Source organism: Streptomyces sp. NPDC044719 (assembly GCF_056433405.1).
Genome location: NZ_JBWKHE010000011.1, coordinates 148,211 through 173,722 on the forward strand (window position 1 = coordinate 148,211; position 25,512 = coordinate 173,722).

General features: G+C 70.2%; 22 protein-coding genes and 2 pseudogenes. 19 read left to right on the forward strand and 5 right to left on the reverse strand.

Features of this window, described 5'->3' with window-relative positions; all coding sequences use genetic code 11:
- Positions 1-144 precede the first annotated feature (144 nt).
- On the reverse strand, positions 145-2,343 hold the full coding sequence (locus AC07DF_RS36450; protein ID WP_478981020.1) for an elongation factor G-like protein EF-G2: 2,199 nt from the start codon (positions 2,341-2,343) through the stop codon (positions 145-147).
- A gap of 217 nt (positions 2,344-2,560) precedes the next feature.
- Between AC07DF_RS36450 and pgsA the strand changes: the two genes are divergently transcribed.
- The 15 genes from pgsA (at position 2,561) to relA (ending at position 18,006) form a co-directional block, all read left to right on the forward strand.
- Positions 2,561-3,310 (forward strand): phosphatidylinositol phosphate synthase, encoded by a 750-nt coding sequence (gene pgsA / locus AC07DF_RS36455; RefSeq protein ID WP_454364382.1) that lies wholly within the window; start codon positions 2,561-2,563, stop codon positions 3,308-3,310.
- Entirely contained in the window at positions 3,307-4,215 is a 909-nt protein-coding gene (locus AC07DF_RS36460) for a phosphatidylinositol mannoside acyltransferase (protein WP_478981023.1), read from the forward strand. The genes pgsA and AC07DF_RS36460 overlap by 4 nt, the downstream gene beginning before the upstream one ends.
- Entirely contained in the window at positions 4,212-5,375 is a 1,164-nt protein-coding gene (locus AC07DF_RS36465) for a glycosyltransferase family 4 protein (RefSeq protein ID WP_478981025.1), read from the forward strand. Before AC07DF_RS36460 ends, AC07DF_RS36465 begins: the two co-directional genes overlap by 4 nt.
- Before the next feature lie 289 nt (positions 5,376-5,664).
- Positions 5,665-6,210, forward strand: coding sequence for a LemA family protein (locus AC07DF_RS36470; RefSeq protein WP_478981027.1), 546 nt, complete (start codon positions 5,665-5,667; stop codon positions 6,208-6,210).
- Positions 6,211-6,341: 131 nt separating this feature from the next.
- The gene (gene pdxS, locus AC07DF_RS36475; RefSeq protein WP_478981029.1) at positions 6,342-7,247 is read left to right on the forward strand and encodes a pyridoxal 5'-phosphate synthase lyase subunit PdxS; all 906 of its coding nucleotides are present in this window, start codon (positions 6,342-6,344) and stop codon (positions 7,245-7,247) included.
- 13 nt (positions 7,248-7,260) lie between these two features.
- Positions 7,261-7,869, forward strand: a complete 609-nt coding sequence (pdxT, locus tag AC07DF_RS36480) for a pyridoxal 5'-phosphate synthase glutaminase subunit PdxT (RefSeq protein WP_478981031.1) — start codon at positions 7,261-7,263, stop codon at positions 7,867-7,869.
- Between the two features lie 48 nt (positions 7,870-7,917).
- Complete coding sequence (locus AC07DF_RS36485; protein WP_454364377.1) at positions 7,918-8,670, forward strand: YebC/PmpR family DNA-binding transcriptional regulator; 753 nt, start codon at positions 7,918-7,920, stop codon at positions 8,668-8,670.
- Between the two features lie 156 nt (positions 8,671-8,826).
- Positions 8,827-9,357 (forward strand): crossover junction endodeoxyribonuclease RuvC, encoded by a 531-nt coding sequence (gene ruvC / locus AC07DF_RS36490; RefSeq protein ID WP_478981033.1) that lies wholly within the window; start codon positions 8,827-8,829, stop codon positions 9,355-9,357.
- Entirely contained in the window at positions 9,354-9,959 is a 606-nt protein-coding gene (ruvA, locus tag AC07DF_RS36495; protein WP_478981035.1) for a Holliday junction branch migration protein RuvA, read from the forward strand. The genes ruvC and ruvA overlap by 4 nt, the downstream gene beginning before the upstream one ends.
- Before the next feature lie 23 nt (positions 9,960-9,982).
- Positions 9,983-11,053, forward strand: coding sequence for a Holliday junction branch migration DNA helicase RuvB (gene ruvB / locus AC07DF_RS36500; RefSeq protein ID WP_478981037.1), 1,071 nt, complete (start codon positions 9,983-9,985; stop codon positions 11,051-11,053).
- Between the two features lie 185 nt (positions 11,054-11,238).
- A complete protein-coding gene (gene yajC / locus AC07DF_RS36505) occupies positions 11,239-11,745 on the forward strand; it encodes a preprotein translocase subunit YajC (RefSeq protein ID WP_478981039.1) in 507 nt (168 codons plus the stop codon).
- Between the two features lie 132 nt (positions 11,746-11,877).
- Complete coding sequence (gene secD / locus AC07DF_RS36510; RefSeq protein ID WP_359896488.1) at positions 11,878-13,647, forward strand: protein translocase subunit SecD; 1,770 nt, start codon at positions 11,878-11,880, stop codon at positions 13,645-13,647.
- Between the two features lies 1 nt (position 13,648).
- Complete coding sequence (secF, locus tag AC07DF_RS36515) at positions 13,649-14,758, forward strand: protein translocase subunit SecF (protein WP_478981040.1); 1,110 nt, start codon at positions 13,649-13,651, stop codon at positions 14,756-14,758.
- Positions 14,755-15,294 (forward strand): adenine phosphoribosyltransferase, encoded by a 540-nt coding sequence (locus AC07DF_RS36520; protein WP_478981041.1) that lies wholly within the window; start codon positions 14,755-14,757, stop codon positions 15,292-15,294. The genes secF and AC07DF_RS36520 overlap by 4 nt, the downstream gene beginning before the upstream one ends.
- Positions 15,295-15,489: 195 nt before the next feature.
- Positions 15,490-18,006 (forward strand): GTP pyrophosphokinase, encoded by a 2,517-nt coding sequence (gene relA, locus AC07DF_RS36525; RefSeq protein WP_478981043.1) that lies wholly within the window; start codon positions 15,490-15,492, stop codon positions 18,004-18,006.
- A 65-nt stretch (positions 18,007-18,071) separates the two neighbouring features.
- On the opposite strand, the gene AC07DF_RS36530 is transcribed toward relA, so the two are convergent.
- Positions 18,072-19,301, reverse strand: a complete 1,230-nt coding sequence (locus tag AC07DF_RS36530; protein ID WP_478981045.1) for a DUF349 domain-containing protein — start codon at positions 19,299-19,301, stop codon at positions 18,072-18,074.
- Positions 19,302-19,436: 135 nt separating this feature from the next.
- Positions 19,437-20,282, reverse strand: coding sequence for a peptidylprolyl isomerase (locus tag AC07DF_RS36535; protein WP_478981047.1), 846 nt, complete (start codon positions 20,280-20,282; stop codon positions 19,437-19,439).
- 167 nt (positions 20,283-20,449) lie between these two features.
- Between AC07DF_RS36535 and AC07DF_RS36540 the strand changes: the two genes are divergently transcribed.
- Entirely contained in the window at positions 20,450-21,157 is a 708-nt protein-coding gene (locus AC07DF_RS36540) for an MBL fold metallo-hydrolase (protein ID WP_478981049.1), read from the forward strand.
- A gap of 11 nt (positions 21,158-21,168) precedes the next feature.
- Entirely contained in the window at positions 21,169-22,431 is a 1,263-nt protein-coding gene (gene hisS / locus AC07DF_RS36545) for a histidine--tRNA ligase (protein ID WP_478981051.1), read from the forward strand.
- 37 nt (positions 22,432-22,468) lie between these two features.
- Here hisS and AC07DF_RS36550 read toward each other — a convergent pair.
- A pseudogene (locus AC07DF_RS36550) lies at positions 22,469-22,890 on the reverse strand (response regulator transcription factor).
- Between the two features lie 69 nt (positions 22,891-22,959).
- Positions 22,960-23,235 (reverse strand): annotated as a pseudogene (locus AC07DF_RS36555) (ATP-binding cassette domain-containing protein); the annotation flags it as partial.
- A 142-nt stretch (positions 23,236-23,377) separates the two neighbouring features.
- Between AC07DF_RS36555 and AC07DF_RS36560 the strand changes: the two are divergent.
- Positions 23,378-24,034: a vitamin K epoxide reductase family protein gene (locus tag AC07DF_RS36560; protein WP_478981053.1), complete on the forward strand. Its 657-nt coding sequence runs from the start codon at positions 23,378-23,380 to the stop codon at positions 24,032-24,034.
- Positions 24,035-24,097: 63 nt separating this feature from the next.
- On the forward strand, positions 24,098-25,450 hold the full coding sequence (locus AC07DF_RS36565; RefSeq protein WP_478981055.1) for a replication-associated recombination protein A: 1,353 nt from the start codon (positions 24,098-24,100) through the stop codon (positions 25,448-25,450).
- The last annotated feature ends 62 nt before the right edge of the window (positions 25,451-25,512 follow it).

Here is a 25,512-nt window from a genome sequence, read left to right on the forward strand (position 1 = left end):
CCCGACTTCCGCGCTCCGCACACCTGTTGATCAGGTCATCAGCGTATCCGCACGTACCGACATCCGTCGGCGGGCGGCCGTCAAGCCGCCCGCCGACGCGGAGGGAAGCCCTCACGAGGGCCACTTGGTGGCGCCGGGCGCGAACTACGAGGCCTCGCGCGCCTCTTCTCGCACCCGTTCCGCGACCTGTGGCGGCATCGGCTCGTGCCGCGCGTACCGGCGGCTGAACCGCGCCGTGCCGTGCGACAGCGACCGCAGGTCGACCGAGTACCGGCCGATCTCGATCTCGGGCACCTCGGCCCGGATCACGGTGCGCCCGCCGGCCGTCTGCTCGGTGCCGAGCACCCGGCCGCGCCGCCCCGACAGGTCGCTCATCACCGCGCCCACGAAGTCGTCGCCGACCAGCACCGACACCTCGGCCACCGGCTCCAGCAGATGGATCCGCGCGTCGGACGCCGCCTCCCGCAACGCGAGTGCGCCCGCCGTCTGGAACGCGGCGTCGGAGGAGTCCACCGAGTGCGCCTTGCCGTCCAGGAGGGTCACGCGTACGTCGATGAGCGGATGCCCGGCGGCGACTCCCTTGGCGGCCTGGGCCCTTACGCCCTTCTCCACCGACGGGATGAACTGCCGTGGCACCGCGCCGCCGACGACCTTGTCCACGAACTCGATGCCGGAGCCGCCCGGCAGCGGCTCGACCTCGATCTCGCAGATGGCGAACTGCCCGTGCCCGCCGGACTGCTTGACGTGCCGGCCGCGTCCGCCCGACCTGTCCGCGAAGGTCTCGCGCAGGGACACCTTGTGCGGCACGACGTCGACCTGGACGCCGTACCGGCTGCGCAGCCGCTCCAGGGCCACGTCGGCGTGCGCCTCGCCCAGGCACCACAGGACCACCTGGTGGGTGTCCTGGTTCTGTTCGAGCCGCATCGTCGGGTCCTCGGCCACCAGCCGGGCCAGGCCCTGCGAGAGCTTGTCCTCGTCCGGCTTGCTGTGCGCCTGGATGGCCAAGGGCAGCAGCGGGTCGGGCATCTGCCACGGTTCCATGAGCAGCGGATCGTCCTTGGCGGACAGGGTGTCGCCGGTCTCGGCGCGGCTCAGCTTGGCCACACACGCCAGGTCTCCCGCGATGACGTGCGACACCGGGCGCTGCTGCTTGCCGAACGGCGTGGACAGGGCGCCGATCCGCTCGTCGACGTCATGGTCCTCGTGCCCGCGGTCGGCCAGTCCGTGCCCGGAGACGTGGACCGTCTGGTCGGCGCGCAGGGTGCCGGAGAACAGGCGGATCAGCGACAGCCGGCCGACGTAGGGGTCGGAGGAGGTCTTCACGACCTCCGCTACCAGGGGCGCGTCCGGGTCGCAGGGCCTGAGCTCGCGCGGCTTGCCGTCGATCGTGGTCACCCGCACCGTCTCGTGCTCCAGCGGCGTCGGAAAGCCCCGAGTGATCAGCTCCAGCACCTCCACCGTGCCGAGCCCCTGCCGGGCGCCGTCGGACGCGGGGGCGGCGGCCAGGACGGGGAAGAAGACCCCGCGCGCGACGGCCCGCTCCAGGTCCTCGATCAGCGTCCCGACGTCGACCTGTTCCCCGCCGAGATAGCGGTCCATGAGGGTCTCGTCCTCGCTCTCCGAGATGATCCCCTCGATCAGCCGGTTGCGGGCCTCCTCGATCAGCGGCAACTCGTCCTCACCCGGCTCCGATTCCTTGCGCTCGCCGGTCGAGTAGTCGAACAGCTTCTGCGACAGCAGCCCGATCAGACCCGTCACGGGCGCGTGCCCGTCGGGCGCCTGCGGGCCATGCAGCGGCAGGTAGAGCGGCAGGACCGCGTCGGGGTCGTCAGCGCCGAAGGCCTCGGCGCAGGTCCGCGTCATCTCCTCGAAGTCGGCGCGCGCCGCCTCCAGGTGCGTGACGACGATGGCCCGGGGCATGCCCACGGCCGCGCACTCCTCCCACACCATGCGGGTCGAGCCGTCGACGCCGTCCGAGGCCGAGACGACGAAGAGGGCCGCGTCCGCCGCTCGCAGACCGGCCCTGAGCTCACCGACGAAGTCGGCGTATCCGGGGGTGTCGAGGACATTGACCTTGATGCCGTCCCACTCGACGGGCACCAGGGAGAGCTGCACCGAACGCTGCTGCCGGTGCTCGATCTCGTCGTAGTCGGAGACGGTGCCGCCGTCCTCCACACGGCCCGCCCGGTTCACCGCCCCCGCTGTGAGTGCGAGGGCTTCCACCAAGGTGGTCTTGCCCGATCCGGAGTGGCCGACCAGCACCACATTCCGTACGGACTGAGGGTGGTCGGCCGCTTGTGCCCTGCCGGCGGCCCCAGGGTGTGTCTGTCCTTTGTCGCCCATGATCCTGCCTCCCGTGCACGGTGAGGTCACTGTGGGCGCGGACACGCGGGATCCGCGTGCACGGCGGCTCCGGCGACGCCCGCGGTTATTCGAGCTTTCCACTCCCGTCACGGCGCGTCCATACGAGGGACGCGATCGCGCCGCCCACCAGCGGCGGGTCGGATCCGTCGCGGGGGTCCGGGTGCCCGCCCCTCAGCCACGCGCGCGCGTGGCTACGATGGGCCAGCCGGTGGCCAGCAGGGGCCATGCGGCGACACCGACCCTCGGGAAGGCCATGCTGAACAAGTACGCGCGTGCATTCTTCACGCGTGTCCTCACACCGTTCGCCGCGTTTCTCATCCGGCGCGGCGTCAGCCCCGACGCCGTCACGCTCATCGGCACCGCCGGTGTGGTCGCGGGCGCGCTGGTCTTCTACCCCATGGGCGAGTTCTTCTGGGGCACGGTCGTGATCACACTCTTCGTGTTCTCCGACCTCGTCGACGGAAACATGGCCCGCCAGCTCGGCCGTTCCAGCCGCTGGGGCGCCTTCCTGGACTCCACGCTCGACCGGGTCGCCGACGGGGCGATCTTCGCCGGCTTCATCCTCTGGTACGCCGGGGGCGGCGACGACCTCGTCCTGTGCGCCGTGTCGATCTTCTGCCTGGCCAGCGGCCAGGTGGTGTCGTACACCAAGGCCCGCGGCGAGTCGATCGGTCTGCCGGTCGCCGTCAACGGGCTCGTCGAGCGGGCTGAGCGGCTGGTGATCTCGCTGGTCGCGGCCGGGCTCGCGGGCCTGCACGCGTTCGGTGTGCCGGGCATCCAGTACCTGCTGCCCGTCGCCCTGTGGATCGTCGCCGTGGGCAGCCTCGTCACGCTGATCCAGCGGGTCGTCACGGTCCGCCGGGAGTCCGCCGAGGCCGAGGCGGCCGCGCGGGACAATGAGGGCGAGCAGCACAACGCCTCTCACGGGAGCGAGGCGGCCACGTGAGCGCACAGGACCGGGTAACGGACGCGCTGTACGGCCTCGGCTGGAGCACCGTCAGGAAGCTCCCCGAGCCGGTCGCCGTACGGCTCGGGCGGACCATCGCCGATCTCACGTGGAAACAGCGCGGCAAGGGCGTCCAGCGCCTGGAGAGCAACTACGCGCGCGTGGTGCCCGATGCCGGCCCCGAGCGGCTGGCCGAGCTCTCCCGCGCGGGCATGCGCTCCTACCTGCGCTACTGGATGGAGTCCTTCCGGCTCCCCGCCTGGAGCAAGGAGCGGATCAAGGGCGGTTTCGACCCCAAGGACCTGCACTACCTCACCGAGGGCATGGCCGCCGGCAAGGGCGTGATACTCGCCCTGCCGCACTTGGGCAACTGGGACCTCGCCGGCGCCTGGGTCACCACCCAGCTGGGCATCCCGTTCACGACGGTGGCCGAGCGCCTGAAGCCGGAGACGCTGTACGACCGGTTCGTCGCCTACCGCGAGAGCCTCGGCATGGAGGTCCTGCCGCACAGCGGCGGAACCGCCTTCGGCACCCTGGCCCGGCGGCTGCGCGACGGCGGCCTGGTCTGCCTGGTCGCCGACCGCGACCTCTCCGCCTCCGGGGTCGAGGTCGACTTCTTCGGCGACACCGCCCGGATGCCGGCCGGACCCGCCCTGCTCGCCCAGCAGACGGGCGCCCTGCTGCTCCCCGTCACGCTCTGGTACGACGACTCGCCCGTGATGCGGGGCCGCGTCCATCCGCCCGTCGAGGTGCCCGAGTCAGGCACGCGCGCCGAGAAGACGTCTGTGATGGCACAGGCGCTGGCCGACGCCTTCGCCTCGGGGATCGCCGACCATCCGGAGGACTGGCACATGCTGCAGCGCCTGTGGCTCGCGGACCTCGATCCAGCGAAGGGATCCACGTGAGGATCGGCATCGTCTGCCCGTACTCCTGGGACGTACCGGGCGGCGTCCAGTTCCACATCCGTGATCTGGCCGAATACTTCATCCGCCTCGGCCACGAGGTGTCCGTCCTCGCCCCGGCCGACGACGACACCCCGCTGCCGCCGTACGTCGTCTCGGCCGGGCGCGCGGTGCCGGTGCCGTACAACGGCTCGGTGGCCCGGCTGAACTTCGGCTTCCTCTCGGCGGCCCGGGTGCGCCGGTGGCTGCACGACGGCGCGTTCGACGTGATCCACATCCACGAGCCGACATCGCCCTCGCTGGGCCTGCTGACCTGCTGGGCGGCGCAGGGCCCGATCGTCGCCACGTTCCACACGTCCAACCCGCGCTCCCGGGCCATGATCGCCGCGTACTCGATCCTCCAGGCCGCCCTGGAGAAGATCAGCGCGCGGATCGCGGTGAGCGAGTACGCCCGGCGCACCCTCGTGGAGCACCTCGGCGGGGACGCGGTGGTGATCCCGAACGGCGTCGACGTCGACTTCTTCGCCGAGGCCGAGCCCAAGGCCGAGTGGCAGGGCGACACGATCGGTTTCGTCGGGCGCATCGACGAGCCCCGCAAGGGCCTGCCGGTGCTCATGAAGGCCCTGCCGAAGATCCTCGCCGCCCGCCCGCGGGCCCGGCTGCTGGTCGCCGGGCGCGGCGACGAGGAGGAGGCGGTGGAGACACTGCCAGCCGAGCTGCGCTCCCGCGTCGAGTTCCTCGGCATGGTCAGTGACGAGGACAAGGCGCGATTCCTGCGCAGCGTCGACCTGTACGTCGCGCCCAACACCGGCGGCGAGAGCTTCGGCATCATCCTGGTCGAGGCCATGTCCGCCGGTGCCCCCGTCCTCGCCTCCGACCTGGACGCCTTCGCGCAGGTCCTGGACCGGGGGGCGGCCGGGGAACTGTTCCCGAACGAGGACGCCGACGCCCTCGCCGACGCGGCCGTCCGGCTGCTGGCGGACCCGGAGCGCCGCGCGGAACTGCGTGAGCGGGGGAGCGCCCATGTGCGGCGCTTCGACTGGTCGACCGTCGGCGCGGACATCCTGTCCGTCTACGAGACGGTGACGGCGGGCGCGGCGGCGGTGGCCGAGGACGACCGGGTGACGGGGCTGCGAGCCAGGCTGGGGTTCGCCCGGGACTGAGACCGGACGGACAGATTCCTGCCGCCGACCGACACGTCGGCGGCCTCGTGCACCGCGGTGCCGGTCGGCGATTCCCGCGGAGCCCGTCCCGGCCGAGCTGATTTTCGTCCGGGTCGAGCCGGAGCCCGCCTCGGTCGAGCTGATCTGCGTCTGGGTCGAGCCGGAGCCTGTCCTGGTCGAGCTGATTCCCGTCTGGGTCGAGCCGGAGCCCGCCCCGCCCGACCCTGGGGGCGGCTCCGCTGGGGCGGGGTGAACCGGGAGGCCGGTGGGGCCGCTAGCCTTGCCGCCCGTGACCACCACTCTCATCTGGATCGCCGTCGCCCTGGTCGCGATCGGGCTGTATCTGAGCTGGACCGCCGGCCGGCTCGACCGTCTCCACGCCCGGATCGACGCCGCCCGGGCCGCCCTGGACGCGCAGCTGCTGCGCCGGGCCTCGGTGGCGCAGGAACTGGCGACCTCGGGGGTCCTGGATCCGGCCGCCTCGATCGTGCTCTACGAGGCCGCGCACGCCGCCCGTCAGGCGGAGGAGGAGCAGCGGGAGGTCGCCGAGAGCGAGCTGAGCCAGGCGCTGCGAGCCGTCTTCGCGGAGGCCCAGCAACTGGAGGCGGTGCGGGAGGCACCCGGGGGAGAGGAGGCCGCCACCGAGCTCGTACAGGCGGTGCGGCGCGTCCCCATGGCCCGCCGCTTCCACAACGACGCCGTACGCGCCGCTCGCGCGCTGCGCCGCCATCGCAAGGTCCGCTGGTTCCGCCTGGCGGGCCACGCGCCGTTCCCGATGGCCTTCGAGATGGACGACGAACCACCGGCCGCCCTGACCGACCGCGCGGGCTCCTGACGGCCGGACATCCCCGCCGCCGCAGGGCGAAAACGATCCACCGGCTTGTCATTGGCCCTTGCTGTGGCCTGGTCCCCTCACGTTTCCTCGGTGCTGCACAAAACCCCTCTTTCCCAGCAGTGAGGTCACCCGTGTCCATCTCCGAAAACCAGGCTCCCGAGACCGGCACCGCCCGTGTGAAGCGCGGCATGGCCGAGCAGCTCAAGGGCGGCGTGATCATGGACGTCGTCACGCCGGAGCAGGCGAAGATCGCCGAGGACGCGGGCGCCGTCGCCGTCATGGCCCTGGAGCGGGTCCCGGCCGACATCCGCAAGGACGGCGGCGTGGCCCGCATGTCCGACCCGGACATGATCGAGGGCATCATCGACGCCGTCTCCATCCCGGTCATGGCCAAGTCCCGCATCGGCCACTTCGTCGAGGCCCAGGTCCTGCAGTCCCTCGGCGTCGACTACATCGACGAGTCCGAGGTCCTCACCCCGGCCGACGAGGTCAACCACAGCGACAAGTTCGCCTTCACCACCCCCTTCGTCTGCGGCGCCACCAACCTGGGCGAGGCCCTGCGCCGCATCGCCGAGGGTGCCGCGATGATCCGCTCCAAGGGCGAGGCCGGCACCGGCAACGTCGTCGAGGCCGTCCGCCACCTGCGCCAGATCAAGAACGAGATCGCCCGCCTGCGCGGCTACGACAACAACGAGCTGTACGCCGCCGCCAAGGACCTGCGCGCCCCGTACGAGCTGGTCAAGGAGGTCTCCGAGCTGGGCAAGCTGCCGGTCGTGCTGTTCTCCGCCGGCGGTGTCGCCACCCCGGCCGACGCGGCCCTGATGCGCCAGCTCGGCGCCGAGGGCGTCTTCGTCGGCTCCGGCATCTTCAAGTCCGGCGACCCGGCCAAGCGCGCCGCCGCCATCGTGAAGGCCACCACCTTCTACGACGACCCGAAGATCGTCGCCGACGCGTCCCGCAACCTCGGCGAGGCCATGGTCGGCATCAACTGCGACACCCTCCCCGAGGCCGAGCGCTACGCCAACCGCGGCTGGTAAGGCACAGGAACCCATGAGCGACACCCCCGTCATAGGCGTCCTGGCCCTCCAGGGCGACGTACGGGAGCACCTCGTCGCCCTGGCCGCGGCCGATGCCGTGGCCAGGGCGGTGCGGCGCCCCGAAGAGCTCGCCGAGGTGGACGGCCTCGTCATCCCCGGCGGCGAGTCCACCACCATCTCGAAGCTGGCCGTCCTGTTCGGCCTGATGGACCCGCTCCGCGCGCGCGTGCGGAACGGCCTGCCCGTCTACGGCACCTGCGCCGGCATGATCATGCTCGCCGACAAGATCCTCGACCCTCGCTCGGGCCAGGAGACCATCGGCGGCATCGACATGATCGTGCGCCGCAACGCCTTCGGCCGCCAGAACGAGTCCTTCGAGGCGGCCGTCGACGTCGAGGGCGTCGACGGCGCCCCGGTGGAGGGCGTCTTCATCCGCGCCCCCTGGGTCGAGTCCGTCGGAGCAGCGGCCGAGGTGCTCGCCGAGCACGACGGCCATATCGTCGCGGTCCGCCAGGGCAACGCGCTGGCCACGTCGTTCCACCCGGAACTGACCGGCGACCACCGTGTGCACGGCCTGTTCGTGGAGATGGTGCGCGCGAACCGTACAGCCGAGTCCTTGTAGGATTCCTGCGTTCGTTGCTGAGATGGGTTACGCGAAGGAGACAGGCAGATGTCCGGCCACTCTAAATGGGCCACGACTAAGCACAAGAAGGCCGTCATCGATGCCAAGCGCGGCAAGCTCTTCGCGAAGCTGATCAAGAACATCGAGGTCGCGGCGCGCATGGGCGGCGTCGACCTCGAAGGAAACCCGACGCTCTACGACGCCGTCCAGAAGGCGAAGAAGCAGTCGGTTCCGAACAAGAACATCGACTCCGCGATCAAGCGCGGTGGCGGTCTCGAGGCCGGCGGCGCCGACTACGAGACGATCATGTACGAGGGCTACGGCCCGAACGGCGTCGCGGTGCTCATCGAGTGCCTCACCGACAACCGCAACCGCGCCGCCTCCGACGTCCGCGTCGCCATGACCCGCAACGGCGGCTCGATGGCCGATCCGGGCTCCGTGTCGTACATGTTCAGCCGCAAGGGCGTCGTCATCGTCCCCAAGGGCGAGCTGGCCGAGGACGACGTCCTGGGCGCCGTCCTGGACGCGGGCGCCGAGGAGGTCAACGACCTCGGTGAGTCCTTCGAGGTCATCAGCGAGGCCACCGACCTGGTCGCGGTCCGCACCGCCCTCCAGGAAGCCGGCATCGACTACGACTCCGCCGACTCCAGCTTCGTGCCGTCCGTCCAGGTCGAGCTGGACGAGGAAGGCGCCAAGAAGATCTTCAAGCTGATCGACGCGCTCGAGGACAGCGACGACGTGCAGAACGTCTTCGCCAACTTCGACGTCAGCGACGAGATCATGGAGAAGGTCGACGCGTAACGCCGCCGCGGGCTTCGAGGGCTGCACGGGCCGACGGGACATCCCGTCGGCCCGTCGCGTTGAACGGGAGCCGGTGCGGGCGTCGGTGCGGGGCGTTGTCGGTGGCACCCGATAGCCTGCACAAACAGGCGATCGAAATCGAAGGGGAGGGCGCGCGTGCGCGTGCTGGGGGTGGACCCGGGACTGACCCGGTGCGGTGTCGGCGTGGTCGAGGGCGTCGCCGGACGGCCGCTCACGATGATCGGAGTCGGCGTCGTCCGGACACCGGCGGACGCCGACCTCGGCCACCGCCTCGTCGCCGTCGAGCAGGGCATCGAACAGTGGCTGGACGAGCACCGGCCGGAGTTCGTCGCCGTGGAGCGCGTCTTCAGCCAGCACAACGTCCGTACGGTGATGGGCACCGCCCAGGCCAGCGCCGTCGCCATTCTGTGCGCCTCACGTCGTGGCATCCCCGTGGCGCTGCACACCCCGAGCGAGGTCAAGGCCGCCGTCACCGGCAGCGGCCGGGCCGACAAGGCCCAGGTGGGCGCGATCGTGACCCGTCTGCTCCGGCTCAGCGCGCCGCCCAAGCCCGCCGACGCGGCCGACGCCCTCGCCCTCGCCATCTGCCACATCTGGCGCGCCCCGGCGCAGAACCGACTCCAGCAGGCCGTAGCCCTGCACACATCGAAAGGCCGTACGACATGATCGCCTTCGTCAGCGGCACGGTCGCCGCGCTCGCCCCGGACGCCGCGGTCGTCGAGGTCGGCGGCGTCGGCATGGCAGTGCAGTGCACGCCGAACACACTGTCCACGCTCCGCATGGGCCAGCCCGCCAAGCTGCACACCTCCCTCGTCGTACGAGAGGACTCACTGACCCTGTACGGCTTCGCGGACGACGACGAGCGGCAGACCTTCGAGCTGCTCCAGACGGCGAGCGGCGTGGGACCGAGACTCGCCCAGGCGATGCTGGCCGTCCATACCCCGGACGCCCTGCGCCGGGCGGTCGCCACCGCCGACGAGAAGGCGCTCACCGCCGTTCCCGGCATCGGCAAGAAGGGCGCCCAGAAACTGCTCCTGGAGCTGAAGGACCGGCTCGGCGAGCCGCTCGGCGCCCCGGCTGTCGGTGCGCCCGTCAGTACCGGCTGGCGCGACCAGCTGCACGCGGCCCTGATCGGCCTCGGGTACGCGACCCGGGAGGCCGACGAGGCCGTGACCGCCGTGGCTCCGCAGGCCGAGGCCGCCGAGGGCGCTCCGCAGGTCGGCCAGTTGCTGAAGGCCGCCCTCCAGACCCTGAACCGCGCCCGCTGAACCCCCACACACCGAGGCACATCATGAACTGGGACGACACCACCGACGCCCCCGCCGCCGAGCGGCTCGTCGGCGCGGCAGCCGACGGTGAGGACCAGGCCGTCGAGGCCGCCCTGCGCCCCAAGGACCTGGACGAGTTCATCGGCCAGGAGAAGGTCCGCGAACAGCTCGACCTCGTCCTGCGCGCCGCACGCGCGCGTGGCGCCACCGCCGACCACGTGCTGCTCTCCGGCGCCCCCGGCCTCGGCAAGACCACCCTGTCGATGATCATCGCGGCCGAGATGGGCGCCCCCATCCGCATCACGTCCGGCCCCGCCATCCAGCACGCCGGTGACCTCGCGGCGATCCTCTCCTCCCTCCAGGAGGGCGAGGTCCTCTTCCTCGACGAGATCCACCGCATGTCCCGGCCCGCCGAGGAGATGCTGTACATGGCCATGGAGGACTTCCGCGTCGACGTCATCGTCGGCAAGGGCCCGGGAGCCACCGCCATTCCCCTGGAGCTGCCCCCGTTCACCCTGGTCGGCGCCACCACGCGCGCGGGGTTGCTGCCGCCCCCGCTGCGCGACCGCTTCGGCTTCACCGCGCACATGGAGTTCTACGAACCGGCCGAACTGGAGCGGGTCATCCACCGCTCGGCGAGCCTCCTGGAGGTCGAGGTCGAGCCGGAGGGCGCCGCCGAGATCGCCGGCCGCTCCCGCGGCACCCCCCGCATCGCGAACCGCCTGTTGCGCCGCGTCCGGGACTACGCCCAGGTCAAGGCCGACGGGCTGATCACCAAGGACATCGCGGCGATCGCCCTAGCCGTCTACGAGGTGGACGAGCGAGGTCTCGACCGCCTCGACCGCGGTGTGCTGGAAGCCCTGCTCAAGCTGTTCGGCGGCGGCCCCGTCGGCCTGTCCACGCTCGCTGTCGCGGTGGGGGAGGAGCGTGAGACGGTGGAAGAGGTCGCCGAGCCCTTCCTGGTACGGGAGGGCCTGCTGGCCCGCACCCCGCGCGGCCGGGTCGCCACGCCTGCCGCATGGGCGCATCTCGGCCTCACCCCGCCCCGCTCCCAGACCGGTGGAAACGGACAACAGGACCTGTTCGGGGCGTGACGGCGCCGTCACCGTTCCGAGACGGCGAGGCCAGTGGCCGCGGCAGGAACCCCGGTGCCATGCTGAGCGTTGTTCCATGCGCGCGGACTCGCTTAGACTCCGCCGATGCCGTCTTTGTCGGCGGCGTACATACCCCCAACCATCTGGCCGCTCACAGCGCGGTCGTGTGAAGGAAGTACCGACCCGTGAGTCTCCTGACCCTCCTCCCGTTCATTGTGCTCATCGGGGCCATGTTCCTCATGACCCGGTCGGCCAAGAAGAAGCAGCAGCAGGCCGTGGACATGCGGAACCAAATGCAGCCCGGCAGCGGTGTCCGCACCATCGGGGGCGTGTACGCCACGGTCAAGGAGGTGCACGAGGACACCGTCCTCGTCGACGCCGGTCCGGGTGTCGAGCTCCTCTTCGCCAAGAACGCCATCGGCGCCGTCCTCACGGACGACGAGTACAACCGCATCGTCCACGGCATCGAGCACGACCTGAAGTCCGACGCCGACATCGTCCCGGACGACGCCTCCTCCCTCACCGAGACCGACGACTCCGCCGCCGCTGACGACAAGGCCGTCGACCTCGGCAAGAAGGACGCGGCCGACGAGCCGGCCGGCGACGACGCCCAGGCCGATGACACCCCGGCCGCCGAGGCGAAGACGGACGCAGAGCCGAAGAAGACCGACGGCGACTCCGAGGCGAAGTAGTCGTTTCCCGGGGTGCGCGGGCCCGGCCCGCGCACCCCGGGACACGCCCAGCTCGCACGGAGTCCCGACACCATGTCATGGCCGCCCGTCCGCCGATCCGGAGCGAGGTGGCCCGAGAGGGAGTACGAGAAGGTGGCCACACCTAAAAAGGGCCGGAGCGCGAGCACCCAGAGCAAGCCGGGTCGCTCGCTGGTCCTGATTCTGATCGCCCTCGTGGCGCTCACCGGTGGGATGTTCGCTTCGGGGCACACGAAACCACGTCTCGGCATCGACCTGGCCGGCGGCACGAGCATCACGCTCCGGGCGGTTCCCGAGGCCGGCAACGAGGCGGCCATCAACAAGACCAACATGGACACCGCCGTCTCCATCATGGAACGACGTGTCAACGGTCTTGGCGTCTCGGAGTCCGAGGTCCAGACGCAGGGCCGGGAAAACATCATCGTCAACATCCCCAAGGGCACGAACTCCGAGCAGGCCCGCAAGCAGGTCGGCACCACCGCCAAGCTCTACTTCCGCCCGGTCCTCGCCACCGAGGTCTCCGGCGGCAAGGGCACGGCCAGCCCCTCCCCGAGCCCCACCGGCAGCCCCTCGGACAAGCCGTCCGGCAAGGCCACCGACAAGCCCGAGGCCACCGACAAGAACTCCGCTTCCCCGTCGGCCACGCCCACCACGCAGGGCCGCGCGGTCACCGACGCGCTGAAGGCCGACGCCACACCGTCGGCGAGCGCCTCGGACGACAAGGCCAAGGCCAGCCCCTCCCCGTCGGCGAGCGGCGGCTCCGCCGAGGCCGACGCGAGCGCGCTGCAGGCGAAGTACGCCAAGCTCGACTGCACCGACGAGAAGACCCGCTCATCCGTGGGCGACGGCGTCAAGGCCTCCGAGATGACCCTGGCCTGCGGCAAGAATTCGCAGGGCCAGTGGCAGAAGTACATCCTCGGCCCCGCCGAGGTCGACGGCACGGACGTCGACAAGGCCCAGGCCGTCCTGAACACGCAGACCGGTGCGGGCTGGACGGTCACGATGGACTTCACGGACGGCGGCGCCAAGAAGTTCGCGAACATCACCGGCAAGCTGGCGCAGAACCAGTCGCCGCAGAACCAGTTCGCGATCGTCCTGGACGGCGACGTGGTCTCCGACCCGTACGTCCGGCAGGCCCTGACCGGCGGCAACGCCGAGATCTCCGGCAACTTCAACCAGCAGTCCGCCCAGGACCTCTCCAACATGCTGTCCTACGGCGCGCTGCCGCTGACCTTCAAGGTCGACAGCATGACGACCGTGACCGCGGCGCTGGGTGGTGACCAGCTGCAGGCCGGACTGATCGCCGGCGCCATCGGTCTCGCGCTGGTCGTCATCTACCTGCTGGCGTACTACCGCGGCCTGTCGTTCATCGCGATCCTCTCGCTGCTGGTCTCCGCGGCCCTCACCTACACGCTCATGGCCCTGCTCGGCCCGGCCATCGGCTTCGCGCTGAACCTTCCGGCCGTGTGCGGCGCCATCGTCGCCATCGGTATCACCGCGGACTCGTTCATCGTGTACTTCGAGCGCGTCCGTGACGAGATCCGCGAGGGCCGCTCCCTGCGCCCCGCCGTCGAGCGGGCCTGGCCGCGCGCCCGGCGCACCATCCTGGTCTCCGACTTCGTGTCGTTCCTCGCCGCAGCGGTGCTGTTCGCCGTCACCGTCGGCAAGGTCCAGGGCTTCGCGTTCACCCTCGGCCTGACCACCCTGCTCGACGTGGTCGTCGTGTTCCTCTTCACCAAGCCGCTGCTGACGCTGATGGCCCGCCGCCCGTTCTTCGCGAACGGCCACAAGTGGTCCGGCCTCGACCCGAAGAGCCTGGGCGCCCAGCCGCCGCTGCGCCGTACCCGACGCCCCGCCGCCCCTGCCGACCCGAAGGAGGCCTGAGATGTCGAAACTCGGCAACCTCGGCGCCCGACTCCACCGCGGCGAGGTCGGCTACGACTTCGTCAAGAACCGCAAGATCTGGTACGGCGTCTCCATCCTGATCACCATCCTGGCCATCGCCGGCCTGGCGGTGCGCGGCCTGAACATGGGCATCGAGTTCCAGGGCGGCGCCGTCTTCAACACCCCGAAGAACACCAGCGCCTCGGTGTCCCAGGCCGAGCGGTACGCGGAGGAGGCCTCCGGCCACGACGCGATCGTCCAGCAGCTCGGCGACGGCAGCATGCGCATCCAGGTCGCCGGCATCGACACCGGCGCGGCGAACGACATCAAGAACACGCTCGCCGACGACCTCAAGATCGACTCGGAGCAGATCAACGCCGAGCTGGTCGGCCCCAGCTGGGGCGAGCAGATCGCCAACAAGGCCTGGCAGGGCCTTGGCATCTTCCTGATCCTCGTGGTGATCTATCTGGCGATCGCCTTCGAGTGGCGCATGGCCATCGCCGCCTTCGTCGCACTGATCCACGACATCACCATCACGGTCGGCATCTACGCCCTCGTCGGCTTCGAGGTCACGCCCGGCACGGTGATCGGTCTGCTCACGATCCTCGGCTATTCGCTCTACGACACGGTCGTGGTCTTCGACAGCCTCAAGGAACAGACCAAGGACATCACCAAGCAGACCCGCTGGACCTACAGCGACGTCGCCAACCGCTCGATCAACAGCACCCTGGTCCGTTCCATCAACACCACTGTGGTCGCGCTGCTGCCGGTCGCGGGCCTGCTGTTCATCGGTGGCGGTGTCCTCGGCGCCGGCATGCTGAACGACATCTCGCTGTCGCTGTTCGTCGGCCTCGCCGCCGGTGCGTACTCCTCGATCTTCATCGCCACGCCGCTCGTCGCCGACCTGAAGGAGCGCGAGCCGCAGATGAAGGCCCTGAAGAAGCGCGTCCTGGCCAAGCGGGCCGCCAAGGGCGATACCCCGCAGGCGGAGACCGGAGACGAGTCCTACGCCGCCGAGCCCGAGGACGTCGCTCCGGCCGTCGTCGGCCCGCGGAACCAGCCCGCGTCCCGCAACCGCGGCAGGGGCCGCCCCTCGGGGAAGCGCCGATGACCGACATCAAGGAACTGCTGCTCAGCCGCATCAGGGACGTGTCCGACTACCCGGAGCCGGGCGTGATGTTCAAGGACATCACCCCGCTCCTGGCGGACCCGGCGGCGTTCACCGCGCTCACCGACGCCCTCGCCGAGATCGCCGAGAACACCGGCGCCACCAAGGTCGTCGGCCTGGAGGCCCGCGGCTTCATCCTCGGCGCCCCGGTCGCCGTCCGCGCCGGCCTCGGCTTCGTCCCCGTACGCAAGGCGGGCAAGCTCCCCGGAGCCACCCTCGCCCAGGCCTACGACCTGGAGTACGGCTCGGCCGAGATCGAGGTGCACGCCGAGGACCTGAGCACCGGCGACCGCATCCTGGTCATCGACGACGTCCTCGCCACCGGCGGCACCGCCGAGGCCTCGGTCCAGCTCATCCGCCGGGCAGGAGCCGAGGTCGCGGGTCTCGCCGTCCTCATGGAACTCGGCTTCCTGAACGGCCGCACCCGCCTGGAACCGGCACTGGGCGGAGCCCCACTGGAGGCGCTGCTCACGGTCTAGAAGACCCACGGCGGCCCGGTGGGCGACCGGCACGACACCGCGGAGGCGGGCCCGGAGGAATCCGGTGCCCGCCTCTCACGTTCCCTGGGTAGACGGTCCTCACATTGGCCTGAAGGCGATCCTGGGGCACAGGATCGCTACCATGGGGTCTCCGGAGCCTGACCGGGGGACCCGGAAAGCGCACGAGGAGCCCTCTTGTCAGACGAGGCCCAGCACCTGACCGCCGCCAAGCCCGAGTCCGCCTCGGCAGCGGCCAAGCCCGCGCCGAACGCGCCGCACGCGAAGAACGACACCCGCGGGCCGGTCGAGCACGCCCAGTCGGCGCCCGTCGACAAGACAGCCGAGCAGTCGCGCCCCAAGCCGGCCCCTCCCGCGGTGCGCCAGGCCGGCGGCCAGCCCGCCCGCACCGGCTCCTCCAACCGCGTCCGTGCCCGCCTCGCCCGCCTCGGCGTCCAGCGGGCCAACCCGTACAACCCGGTGCTGGAGCCGCTGCTGCGGATAGTGCGCGGCAACGACCCGAAGATTGAGACCGCCACGCTCCGCCAGATCGAGAAGGCCTACCAGGTCGCCGAGCGCTGGCACCGCGGCCAGAAGCGCAAGAGCGGCGACCCGTACATCACGCACCCCCTCGCCGTGACGACCATCCTCGCCGAGCTCGGCATGGATCCGGCCACCCTGATGGCCGGCCTACTGCACGACACGGTCGAGGACACCGAGTACGGCCTGGACGACCTGCGCCGTGACTTCGGCGATGTCGTCACCCTCCTCGTCGACGGCGTCACCAAGCTGGACAAGGTCAAGTTCGGCGAGGCGGCCCAGGCCGAGACCGTGCGCAAGATGGTCGTCGCCATGGCCAAGGATCCGCGCGTCCTGGTCATCAAGCTCGCCGACCGCCTGCACAACATGCGCACCATGCGCTACCTCAAGCGCGAGAAGCAGGAGAAGAAGGCGCGCGAGACCCTGGAGATCTACGCGCCGCTCGCCCATCGCCTCGGCATGAACACCATCAAGTGGGAGTTGGAGGACCTCGCCTTCGCGATCCTCTACCCCAAGATGTACGACGAGATCGTACGGCTGGTGGCCGAGCGGGCACCGAAGCGTGACGAGTACCTGGCCATCGTCACCGACGAGGTCCAGCAGGACCTGCGCGCGGCCCGCATCAAGGCGACCGTCACCGGCCGCCCCAAGCACTACTACAGCGTCTACCAGAAGATGATCGTCCGCGGCCGTGACTTCGCGGAGATCTACGACCTGGTGGGCATCCGCGTCCTCGTGGACACCGTCCGCGACTGCTACGCGGCCCTCGGCACGGTGCACGCGCGATGGAACCCGGTCCCCGGCCGGTTCAAGGACTACATCGCGATGCCCAAGTTCAACATGTACCAGTCGCTGCACACGACGGTCATCGGCCCCGGCGGCAAGCCCGTCGAGCTGCAGATCCGCACCTTCGACATGCACCGCCGCGCCGAGTACGGCATCGCCGCGCACTGGAAGTACAAGCAGGAGGCCGTCGCCGGCGCCTCGAAGGTACGCTCCGACGCCCCCAAGTCGTCCGGCAAGAGCAAGGACGACCACCTCAACGACATGGCGTGGCTGCGCCAGCTGCTCGACTGGCAGAAGGAGACCGAGGACCCGGGCGAGTTCCTGGAGTCCCTGCGCTTCGACCTCTCCCGCAACGAGGTCTTCGTCTTCACCCCCAAGGGCGACGTCATAGCACTCCCTGCCAGTGCCACCCCGGTGGACTTCGCGTACGCGGTCCACACCGAGGTCGGCCACCGCACCATCGGTGCCCGGGTGAACGGCCGCCTGGTGCCGCTCGAATCCACCCTCGACAACGGCGATCTGGTCGAGGTCTTCACCTCCAAGGCGCCCGGCGCGGGCCCCTCTCGCGACTGGCTCGGCTTCGTCAAGTCGCCGCGCGCCCGCAACAAGATCCGGGCCTGGTTCTCCAAGGAGCGCCGCGACGAGGCGATCGAGCAGGGCAAGGACGCCATCGTCCGCGCGATGCGCAAGCAGAACCTGCCCATCCAGCGCATCCTGACCGGCGACTCCCTGGTGACCCTCGCGCACGAGATGCGCTACGTGGACATCTCCGCGCTGTACGCGGCGATCGGCGAGGGCCATGTCTCCGCCCAGAACATCGTGCAGAAGCTCGTCCAGGCCCTCGGCGGCGAGGAGGCCGCCACCGAGGAGATCGACGAGTCGGTCCCGCCGGCCCGCGGACGCAGCCGCAAACGCCGCTCCAGCGCCGACCCGGGCGTCGTCGTGAAGGGCGTCGACGACGTGTGGGTGAAACTGGCCCGCTGCTGTACGCCCGTACCCGGTGACCCCATCATCGGCTTCGTCACCCGGGGAAGTGGCGTATCGGTTCACCGCAACGACTGCGTGAACGTGGAGTCACTGTCCCGCGAGCCCGAGCGCATCCTCGAGGTGGAGTGGGCGCCCACCCAGTCCTCGGTCTTCCTGGTCGCCATCCAGGTCGAGGCCCTGGACCGCTCCCGGCTGCTCTCGGACGTCACCCGCGTGCTGTCCGACCAGCACGTCAACATCCTCTCCGCGGCCGTCCAGACCTCCCGCGACCGCGTCGCCACCTCCCGCTTCACCTTCGAGATGGGCGACCCGAAGCATCTCGGCCATGTGCTGAAGGCGGTCCGGGGCGTGGAGGGCGTCTACGACGTGTACCGGGTGACATCGGCGCGCAGCAGGTCGTAGAGACCACGCGAAAGGGGGCTCCCGTACCGCACAGGTACGGGAGCCCCCTTTCGGGGTGCTGATGATCAGCCTCCGAACTCCTGCAGACCCTTCTGCGCCTGGTCCAGCAGCGCCTGGCGGCCCTCGAGCTCACGCGCGAGCTTGTCGGCCTTGGCGTTGTTGCCCTGCGCACGGGCCTGCTCGATCTGGCCCCGCAGCTTGTCCACGGCGGCCTGGAGCTGGCCGGTCAGACCCTCGGCACGCGCGCGTGCCTCCGGGTTGGTCCGGCGCCACTCGGCCTCCTCGGACTCCTGCAGGGCCCGCTCGACGGCGTGCATCCGGCCCTCTACCTTGGGCCGCGCGTCGCGCGGCACGTGGCCGATGGCCTCCCAGCGCTCGTTCACGTTGCGGAAGGCGGCCCGGGCCGCCTTCAGGTCCGTGATCGGCAGGAGCTTCTCGGCCTCCTCGGCCAGCTCCTCCTTGAGCTTCAGGTTCTCCGCCTGCTCGGCGTCCCGCTCGGCGAACACCGAGCTGCGGGCCGCGAAGAAGACGTCCTGGGCGCCGCGGAAGCGGTTCCACAGATCGTCCTCGTGCTCACGCTGCGCACGGCCCGCGGCCTTCCACTCGGCCATCAGCTCGCGGTAGCGCGCGGCCGTCACGCCCCAGTCCGTTGAGTTCGACAGCGCCTCGGCCTCGGAGACCAGCCGCTCCTTGGTCTTGCGGGCCTCCTCGCGCTGCGCGTCCAGCTGCGCGAAGTGCTGCTTGCGCCGCTTGGAGAACGCCGACCGCGCGTGCGAGAACCGGTGCCACAGCTCGTCGTCGGACTTGCGGTCCAGGCGCGGCAGGCCCTTCCAGGTGTCCACCAGGGCCCGCAGCCGCTCACCGGCCGCCCGCCACTGGTCGGACTGCGACAGCTCCTCCGCCTCGGCGACCAGCGCCTCCTTGGACTTGCGCGCCTCGTCGGACTGCCGTGCCCGCTGCGCCTTGCGCTCCTCGCGGCGCGCCTCCACCAGCTCCACGAGCTTGTCCAGCCGGACCCGCAGGGCATCCAGGTCGCCCACCACGTGGTGCGCGTCGATCTGCTCCCGGATGTGGTCGATGGCGACCTGAGCGTCCTTCGCCGACAGGTCGGTGGTCTTCACTCGCTTCTCGAGGAGGCCGATCTCGACAACCAGGCCCTCGTACTTGCGCTCGAAATAGGCCAGCGCCTCCTCGGGGGAGCCTGCCTGCCAGGAACCGACTACCTGCTCGCCGTCGGCCGTACGCACGTACACGGTCCCCGTCTCGTCGACGCGGCCCCACGGGTCGCTGCTCACAGCGCCTCCTCCACATGATGCCTGCGAGGGGCCTCAGCACCCCCGGGCATCGTCCACAGTTTCGTCACGGCCAACATAGGCGACCGGCGGGGGGCGTGTCCGCATCCCGCGCGACCGAAATTTCGCAGTTGGGGGTCAGGATTCGGTGATCGTGGCCTTGTTGATCACGACCGTCGCGTTGGGCGCCGTGTTGCCCGTCTGAGGGTCGGGGGCCTGCGCACCGGCCTTGGCGATCTTCGTCAGGACCTTCATGCCCGATTCGGACACCGTGCCGAACGGTGTGTAGTCGGGCGGCAGCTGACTGTCCTGGTAGACGAGGAAGAACTGGCTGCCGCCACTGTCCCGCCCCTGCTTCGTCTGGGCGTTGTACTGGTTCGCCATCGCGACCGTGCCCGCCGGGTACACCCCTCCCTTGAGGCTCTTGTCCTTGAGGTTCTCGTCCGGGATCGTGTAGCCGGGCCCGCCCATGCCGGTGCCCTGCGGATCACCGCACTGCAGCACGTAGATGCGCTGGTTGGTGAGCCGGTGGCACTTGCTGTGGTCCAAGTACCCCTTGCCGAGCAGGAAGTTGAACGAGTTGACGGTGTGCGGCGCGGCCGACGCCTTCAGCGCGACGTCTATCTCGCCGCACGTCGTGTCGAGCTTCATCGTGTACTTCGCCGACTCGTCGATCGACATCGCCGGTTCCTTCTTCCAGGTCTGCGACTTGACCTTGCCCGCGGCGGGCTTCTCGCACGGGTCCGGGGCCTTGCTGGGCGTGGCGCTCGGCGTGACGTCCGCGTTCGCGTTCTCCGTCTTGCCGTCGTCCTCGAACGGCTTGGTCAGGAAGACCGTCACGGAGAGCACCACGATCACGCCGAGAGTCGAGGCGATCACGGAGTTGCGGATACGGGCCTTGCGTCGAGCGTCCGTGCGTCGCTGCTGCTGCCGCAAGAACTTCTCCCGGGCGAGCTGACGCCGCCGCTGTTCCTGGCTGACCACCGGGTTCTCTCCTCATGGGTCTCGAACGTCGACCGGTACGCGTGCGTCCTGTGTGCCGACCGCCCGCGTGTGCCCCGTACCGTATATGGGTTCGCTGAGGAATCGGCAGCGCCGGTAGGCTCTGTCACCAGCCGCAGCCTCCCGTATCGACACAACGAAGGACGATCGTGCTCATTGCCGGGTTCCCCGCCGGGGCCTGGGGGACGAACTGCTACCTCGTCGCCCCCGCCACCGGTGAGGAGTGCGTGATCATCGACCCCGGCCATCAGGCCGCCGACGGCGTCGAGGAAGCGGTCAGAAAGCACCGTCTCAAGCCCGTCGCCGTCGTCCTCACCCACGGCCACATCGACCACGTGGCCTCGGTCGTCCCGGTGTGCGGCGCGCACGACGTGCCGGCCTGGATCCACCCCGACGACCGGTACATGATGAACGACCCCGAGAAGGGGATCGGCCGTTCCATCGGGATGCCGCTCCTGGGCGAGCTGACCGTGGGGGAGCCGGACGACGTCAAGGAGCTGGCTGACGGGGCGAAGCTGGAACTGGCGGGCCTGGAGCTGTCCGTCGCGCACGCTCCCGGCCATACCAAGGGGTCGGTGACCTTCGGTATGCCCGAGGCGGCGGACATCCCGCCGATCCTGTTCTCGGGCGACCTGCTGTTCGCCGGCTCCATCGGACGCACCGACCTGCCCGGCGGTGACATGGCCGAGATGCTCGACTCGCTGGGCCGCGTGTGCCTGCCGCTCGACGACTCGACCGTGGTGCTGTCCGGCCACGGCCCCCAGACGACCATCGGCCAGGAGCGCGCCACCAACCCGTATCTGCGGCAGGTGGCCGCCGGCCAGGGAGCTCAGCCCGCTCCCCGACGAGGAATGTGACGAGACCTTCCGTGAGCACCTTCAAGGCCCCCAAGGGCACGTACGACCTGATCCCGCCGGACTCCGCGAAGTACCTGGCGGTCCGTGAGGCGATCGCCGCGCCGCTGCGGGACTCCGGCTACGGCTACATCGAGACGCCCGGCTTCGAGAACGTCGAGCTCTTCGCACGTGGTGTCGGCGAGTCGACGGACATCGTGACGAAGGAGATGTACGCCTTCGAGACCAAGGGCGGCGACAGGCTGGCCCTGCGCCCCGAAGGCACGGCGTCCGTCCTCCGTGCCGCGCTGGAGGCCAACCTGCACAAGGCGGGCAACCTCCCGGTCAAGCTCTGGTACTCCGGCTCGTACTACCGCTACGAGCGTCCGCAGAAGGGCCGCTACCGTCACTTCTCCCAGGTCGGTGCCGAGGCGATCGGCGCGGAGGACCCGGCGCTGGACGCCGAGCTGATCATCCTGGCCGACCAGGCGTACCGCTCGCTGGGTCTGAGCGACTTCCGGATCCTGCTCAACAGCCTGGGCGACAAGGAGTGCCGCCCGGTGTACCGGTCGGCGCTGCAGGACTTCCTGCGCGGCCTGGACCTGGACGAGGACACCCTGCGCCGGGCGGAGATCAACCCGCTGCGCGTCCTGGACGACAAGCGTGAGTCGGTCCAGAAGCAGCTGGGGGACGCCCCGCTGCTCCGCGACTACCTCTGCGACGCGTGCAAGACGTACCACGAGGAGGTCCGCGAGCTGATCACGGCCGCGGGCGTCGCCTTCGAGGACGACGTGAAGCTGGTCCGCGGCCTGGACTACTACACCCGCACCACCTTCGAGTTCGTCCACGACGGCCTGGGCTCGCAGTCCGCGGTGGGCGGCGGCGGCCGCTACGACGGCCTCTCCGAGATGATCGGCGGCCCTGCCCTGCCGTCCGTCGGCTGGGCCCTCGGCGTCGACCGCACGGTTCTCGCCCTGGAGGCGGAGGGCATCGAGCTCGAACTCCCCGTGACCACCAGCGTGTTCGCCGTCCCGCTCGGCGAGGAGGCCCGACGGGTCCTGTTCGCCAAGGTCACGGAACTCCGCAAGAACGGCATCGCGGCCGACTTCTCCTACGGCTCCAAGGGCCTCAAGGGCGCCATGAAGAACGCCAACCGCAGCGGCGCCCGCTACACGGTCGTCGCCGGGGAACGCGACCTCGCCGAGGGCGTCGTCCAACTCAAGGACATGGAGTCGGGCGAGCAGACGGCGGTGGGCGTGAACGAGATCGTGGCGGAGCTGGAGGCCCGGCTCGGCTGAGACGCTGTCGAAGGCGCCGGGCCTCCCGGCGCCTTCCTCACTGCTCCAGCAGCCCGAACCGCATCGCGCTCGTGACGGCCGCCGTCCGGTCGTCCATTTTCAACTCGCCGAAGACGCGCAGCAGATAGGTCTTCACCGTCGACTCGCCGATGAAGAGTCCGCGTCCGATCTCGGCGTTCGCCAGGCCCTCGGCGACCAGTCGCAGGACGGCCGTCTCGCGTTCCGACAGGCGTGGGCGTTCCGGCTTGGTGCGCGACTGATCCACCAGCCGGGCCGCCACGGACGGCGCCGGCAACAGCAGATAGCCCGCGGCCCCGGCCTCCATCGCCCCGCGAGCGCTTCCGCCTACGGACCGCCGGACGCATCCGCGACGACCTCCAGGTCCGTCTCGGCACTGAGCATCGCCCGCAGCCCCTCCCGTACGACGGGATGGTCATCGGCCAGGACGATGCGGATCACGGCGTCCCCCTCCTCGCCAGCGGCAGCCGGGGGGGAGCCACGGCCGTCGTCCCGTACGGACACCGTGAGCGAGTCGTGCTGCCAGACGATTCCGACGCGTGCGCGCCACGCGCGCGTGGCGGTCGCCGGGTCCGACCCGAGTACGGACACCTCGCCCGCGTCCCGGGCGCGGTTGCCCTGGAGGATCTCCACCGTGGTGCTCTTGCCCGCGCCGTTCGGTCCGAGCAGGCCGATCACCTCGCCGCGCCGGATGCCGAGATCGACACGGTCGAAGGCGGTCACGTTCCCGTAGCGCTCGCGCAGCCCTCGCACGTCCACGGCGAGGTCGTACCCCTGTGCTGTCATGCGGCGATCGTCGGCCGGAACCGAACGCTCAGGGCCGACCCTGCGGACATGCTTATGTCCAGTGAACGGTGGACAGAGGCCCGTGTGCGGCACAATGGCCATGCCCGAAGATGGTCAGGCCTCAAGCGACGGAATCGGCGTGATGAGCAAGACGACAGTCAAGGACGTCTCCATGGAGCCCGAGACGGAGCGCGCCGAGAACGCGCCCCGCACCGAGGGCGGCAGCCGGGCCCTCGCCCTGCTGCTGGTGATCACCGGCGCGGCCGGACTGCTCGCCGCCTGGGTCATCACGATCGACAAGTTCAAGCTCCTCGAGGCCAAGGTCGAGGGCAAGACGTTCACGCCCGGCTGCAGCCTCAACCCCGTCGTCTCCTGCGGCAGCGTCATGGAGAGCAAGCAGGCCGCCGTCTTCGGCTTCCCGAACCCGATGCTCGGCCTCGTCTGCTACGGCATCGTCATCGCCGTCGGCATCAGCCTCCTGGCCCGCGCCCGCTATCCGCGCTGGTACTGGCTCACCTTCAACGCCGGCTGCCTGTTCGGCGTCGTCTTCTGCGCCTGGCTGATGTTCCAGTCCCTGTACCGGATCAACGCACTGTGCCTGTGGTGCTCCCTGGCCTGGGTCGCGACGATCCTCATGTTCTGGTACGTGACGTCGTTCAACATCCGCAAGGGCTTCCTCCCGGCGCCGAACTGGCTCAAGAGCTTCTTCGGCGAGTTCACCTGGGTCCTGCCCGTGCTGCACATCGGGATCATCGGCATGCTGATCCTGACCCGCTGGTGGGACTTCTGGACCAGCTGACCCGGCCGGCCCGGGGCCCGGGGCCCGGCGGGATTGTCAGTGCCGTGATTTAGGGTTTCTGACGTGGAGCCCGACCTGTTCACCGCCGCAGCAGAAGAACGCCAGGAGAAGGAACCGTCCAGCAGCCCCCTGGCGGTGCGGATGCGCCCGCGCACTCTCGACGAGGTCGTGGGACAGCAGCATCTGCTGAAGCCGGGATCACCCCTGCGCAGACTGGTCGGCGAGGCCTCCGGTCCCGCTGGCGCCTCCTCCGTGATCCTCTGGGGCCCGCCCGGCACCGGCAAGACCACCCTGGCGTACGTCGTCTCCAAGGCCACCGACGCCCGCTTCGTCGAACTGTCGGCGATCACCGCGGGCGTCAAGGAGGTCCGTGCTGTCATCGACGGCGCCCGCCGCGCCTCCGGCGGATACGGCAAGGAGACCGTCCTCTTCCTCGACGAGATCCACCGCTTCAGCAAGGCCCAGCAGGACTCCCTGCTCCCGGCCGTCGAGAACCGCTGGGTGACGCTGATCGCCGCGACGACGGAGAACCCGTACTTCTCGGTGATCTCGCCCCTGCTCTCCCGCTCCCTGCTGCTCACCCTCGAACCGCTCACCGACGACGACATCAAGGGCCTCGTCCGGCGCGCCCTCACCGACGAGCGCGGCCTCAACGACGCCGTCACCCTCCCCGAGGAGACCGAGAGCCACCTCCTGCGCATCGCCGGCGGCGACGCCCGCCGCGCCCTCACCGCCCTGGAGGCCGCCGCCGGAGCCGCCCTGGACAAGGGCGAGGCGGAGATCGGCCTGACCACCCTGGAGGAGACGGTCGACCGGGCCGCCGTGAAGTACGACCGCGACGGCGACCAGCACTACGACGTGGCCAGCGCCCTGATCAAGTCCATCCGCGGCTCCGACGTCGACGCCGCCCTGCACTATCTGGCCCGGATGATCGAGGCCGGCGAGGACCCCCGCTTCATCGCCCGCCGTCTGATGATCTCCGCCAGCGAGGACATCGGCCTCGCCGATCCGAACGCCCTGCCGATCGCGGTCGCCGCCGCCCAGGCCGTCGCCATGATCGGCTTCCCCGAGGCCGCCCTCACCCTCAGCCACGCCACGATCGCCCTCGCCCTGGCACCCAAGTCCAACGCCGCGACCACCGCGATCGGCGCCGCCCTGGAGGACGTACGCAAGGGGCTCGCCGGATCCGTGCCCGCGCACCTGCGCGACAGCCACTACAAGGGCGCCACCAAGATCGGCCACGGCCAGGGCTACGTCTACCCGCACGACCTGACCGAGGGTATCGCCGCCCAGCAGTACGCCCCGGACGCGCTCAAGGACCGCGAGTACTACACACCCACCCGGCACGGCGCGGAGGCCCGCTACGCGGACGCGGTCGAATGGACCCGGAAGAACCTCGGTCGAAAGCGGTCCTGAGCACCCTGTAAACTCGGTCGGAGTGCCGCGTCCCGTGCAGTCAGAACGGGACAGTCGGCCGG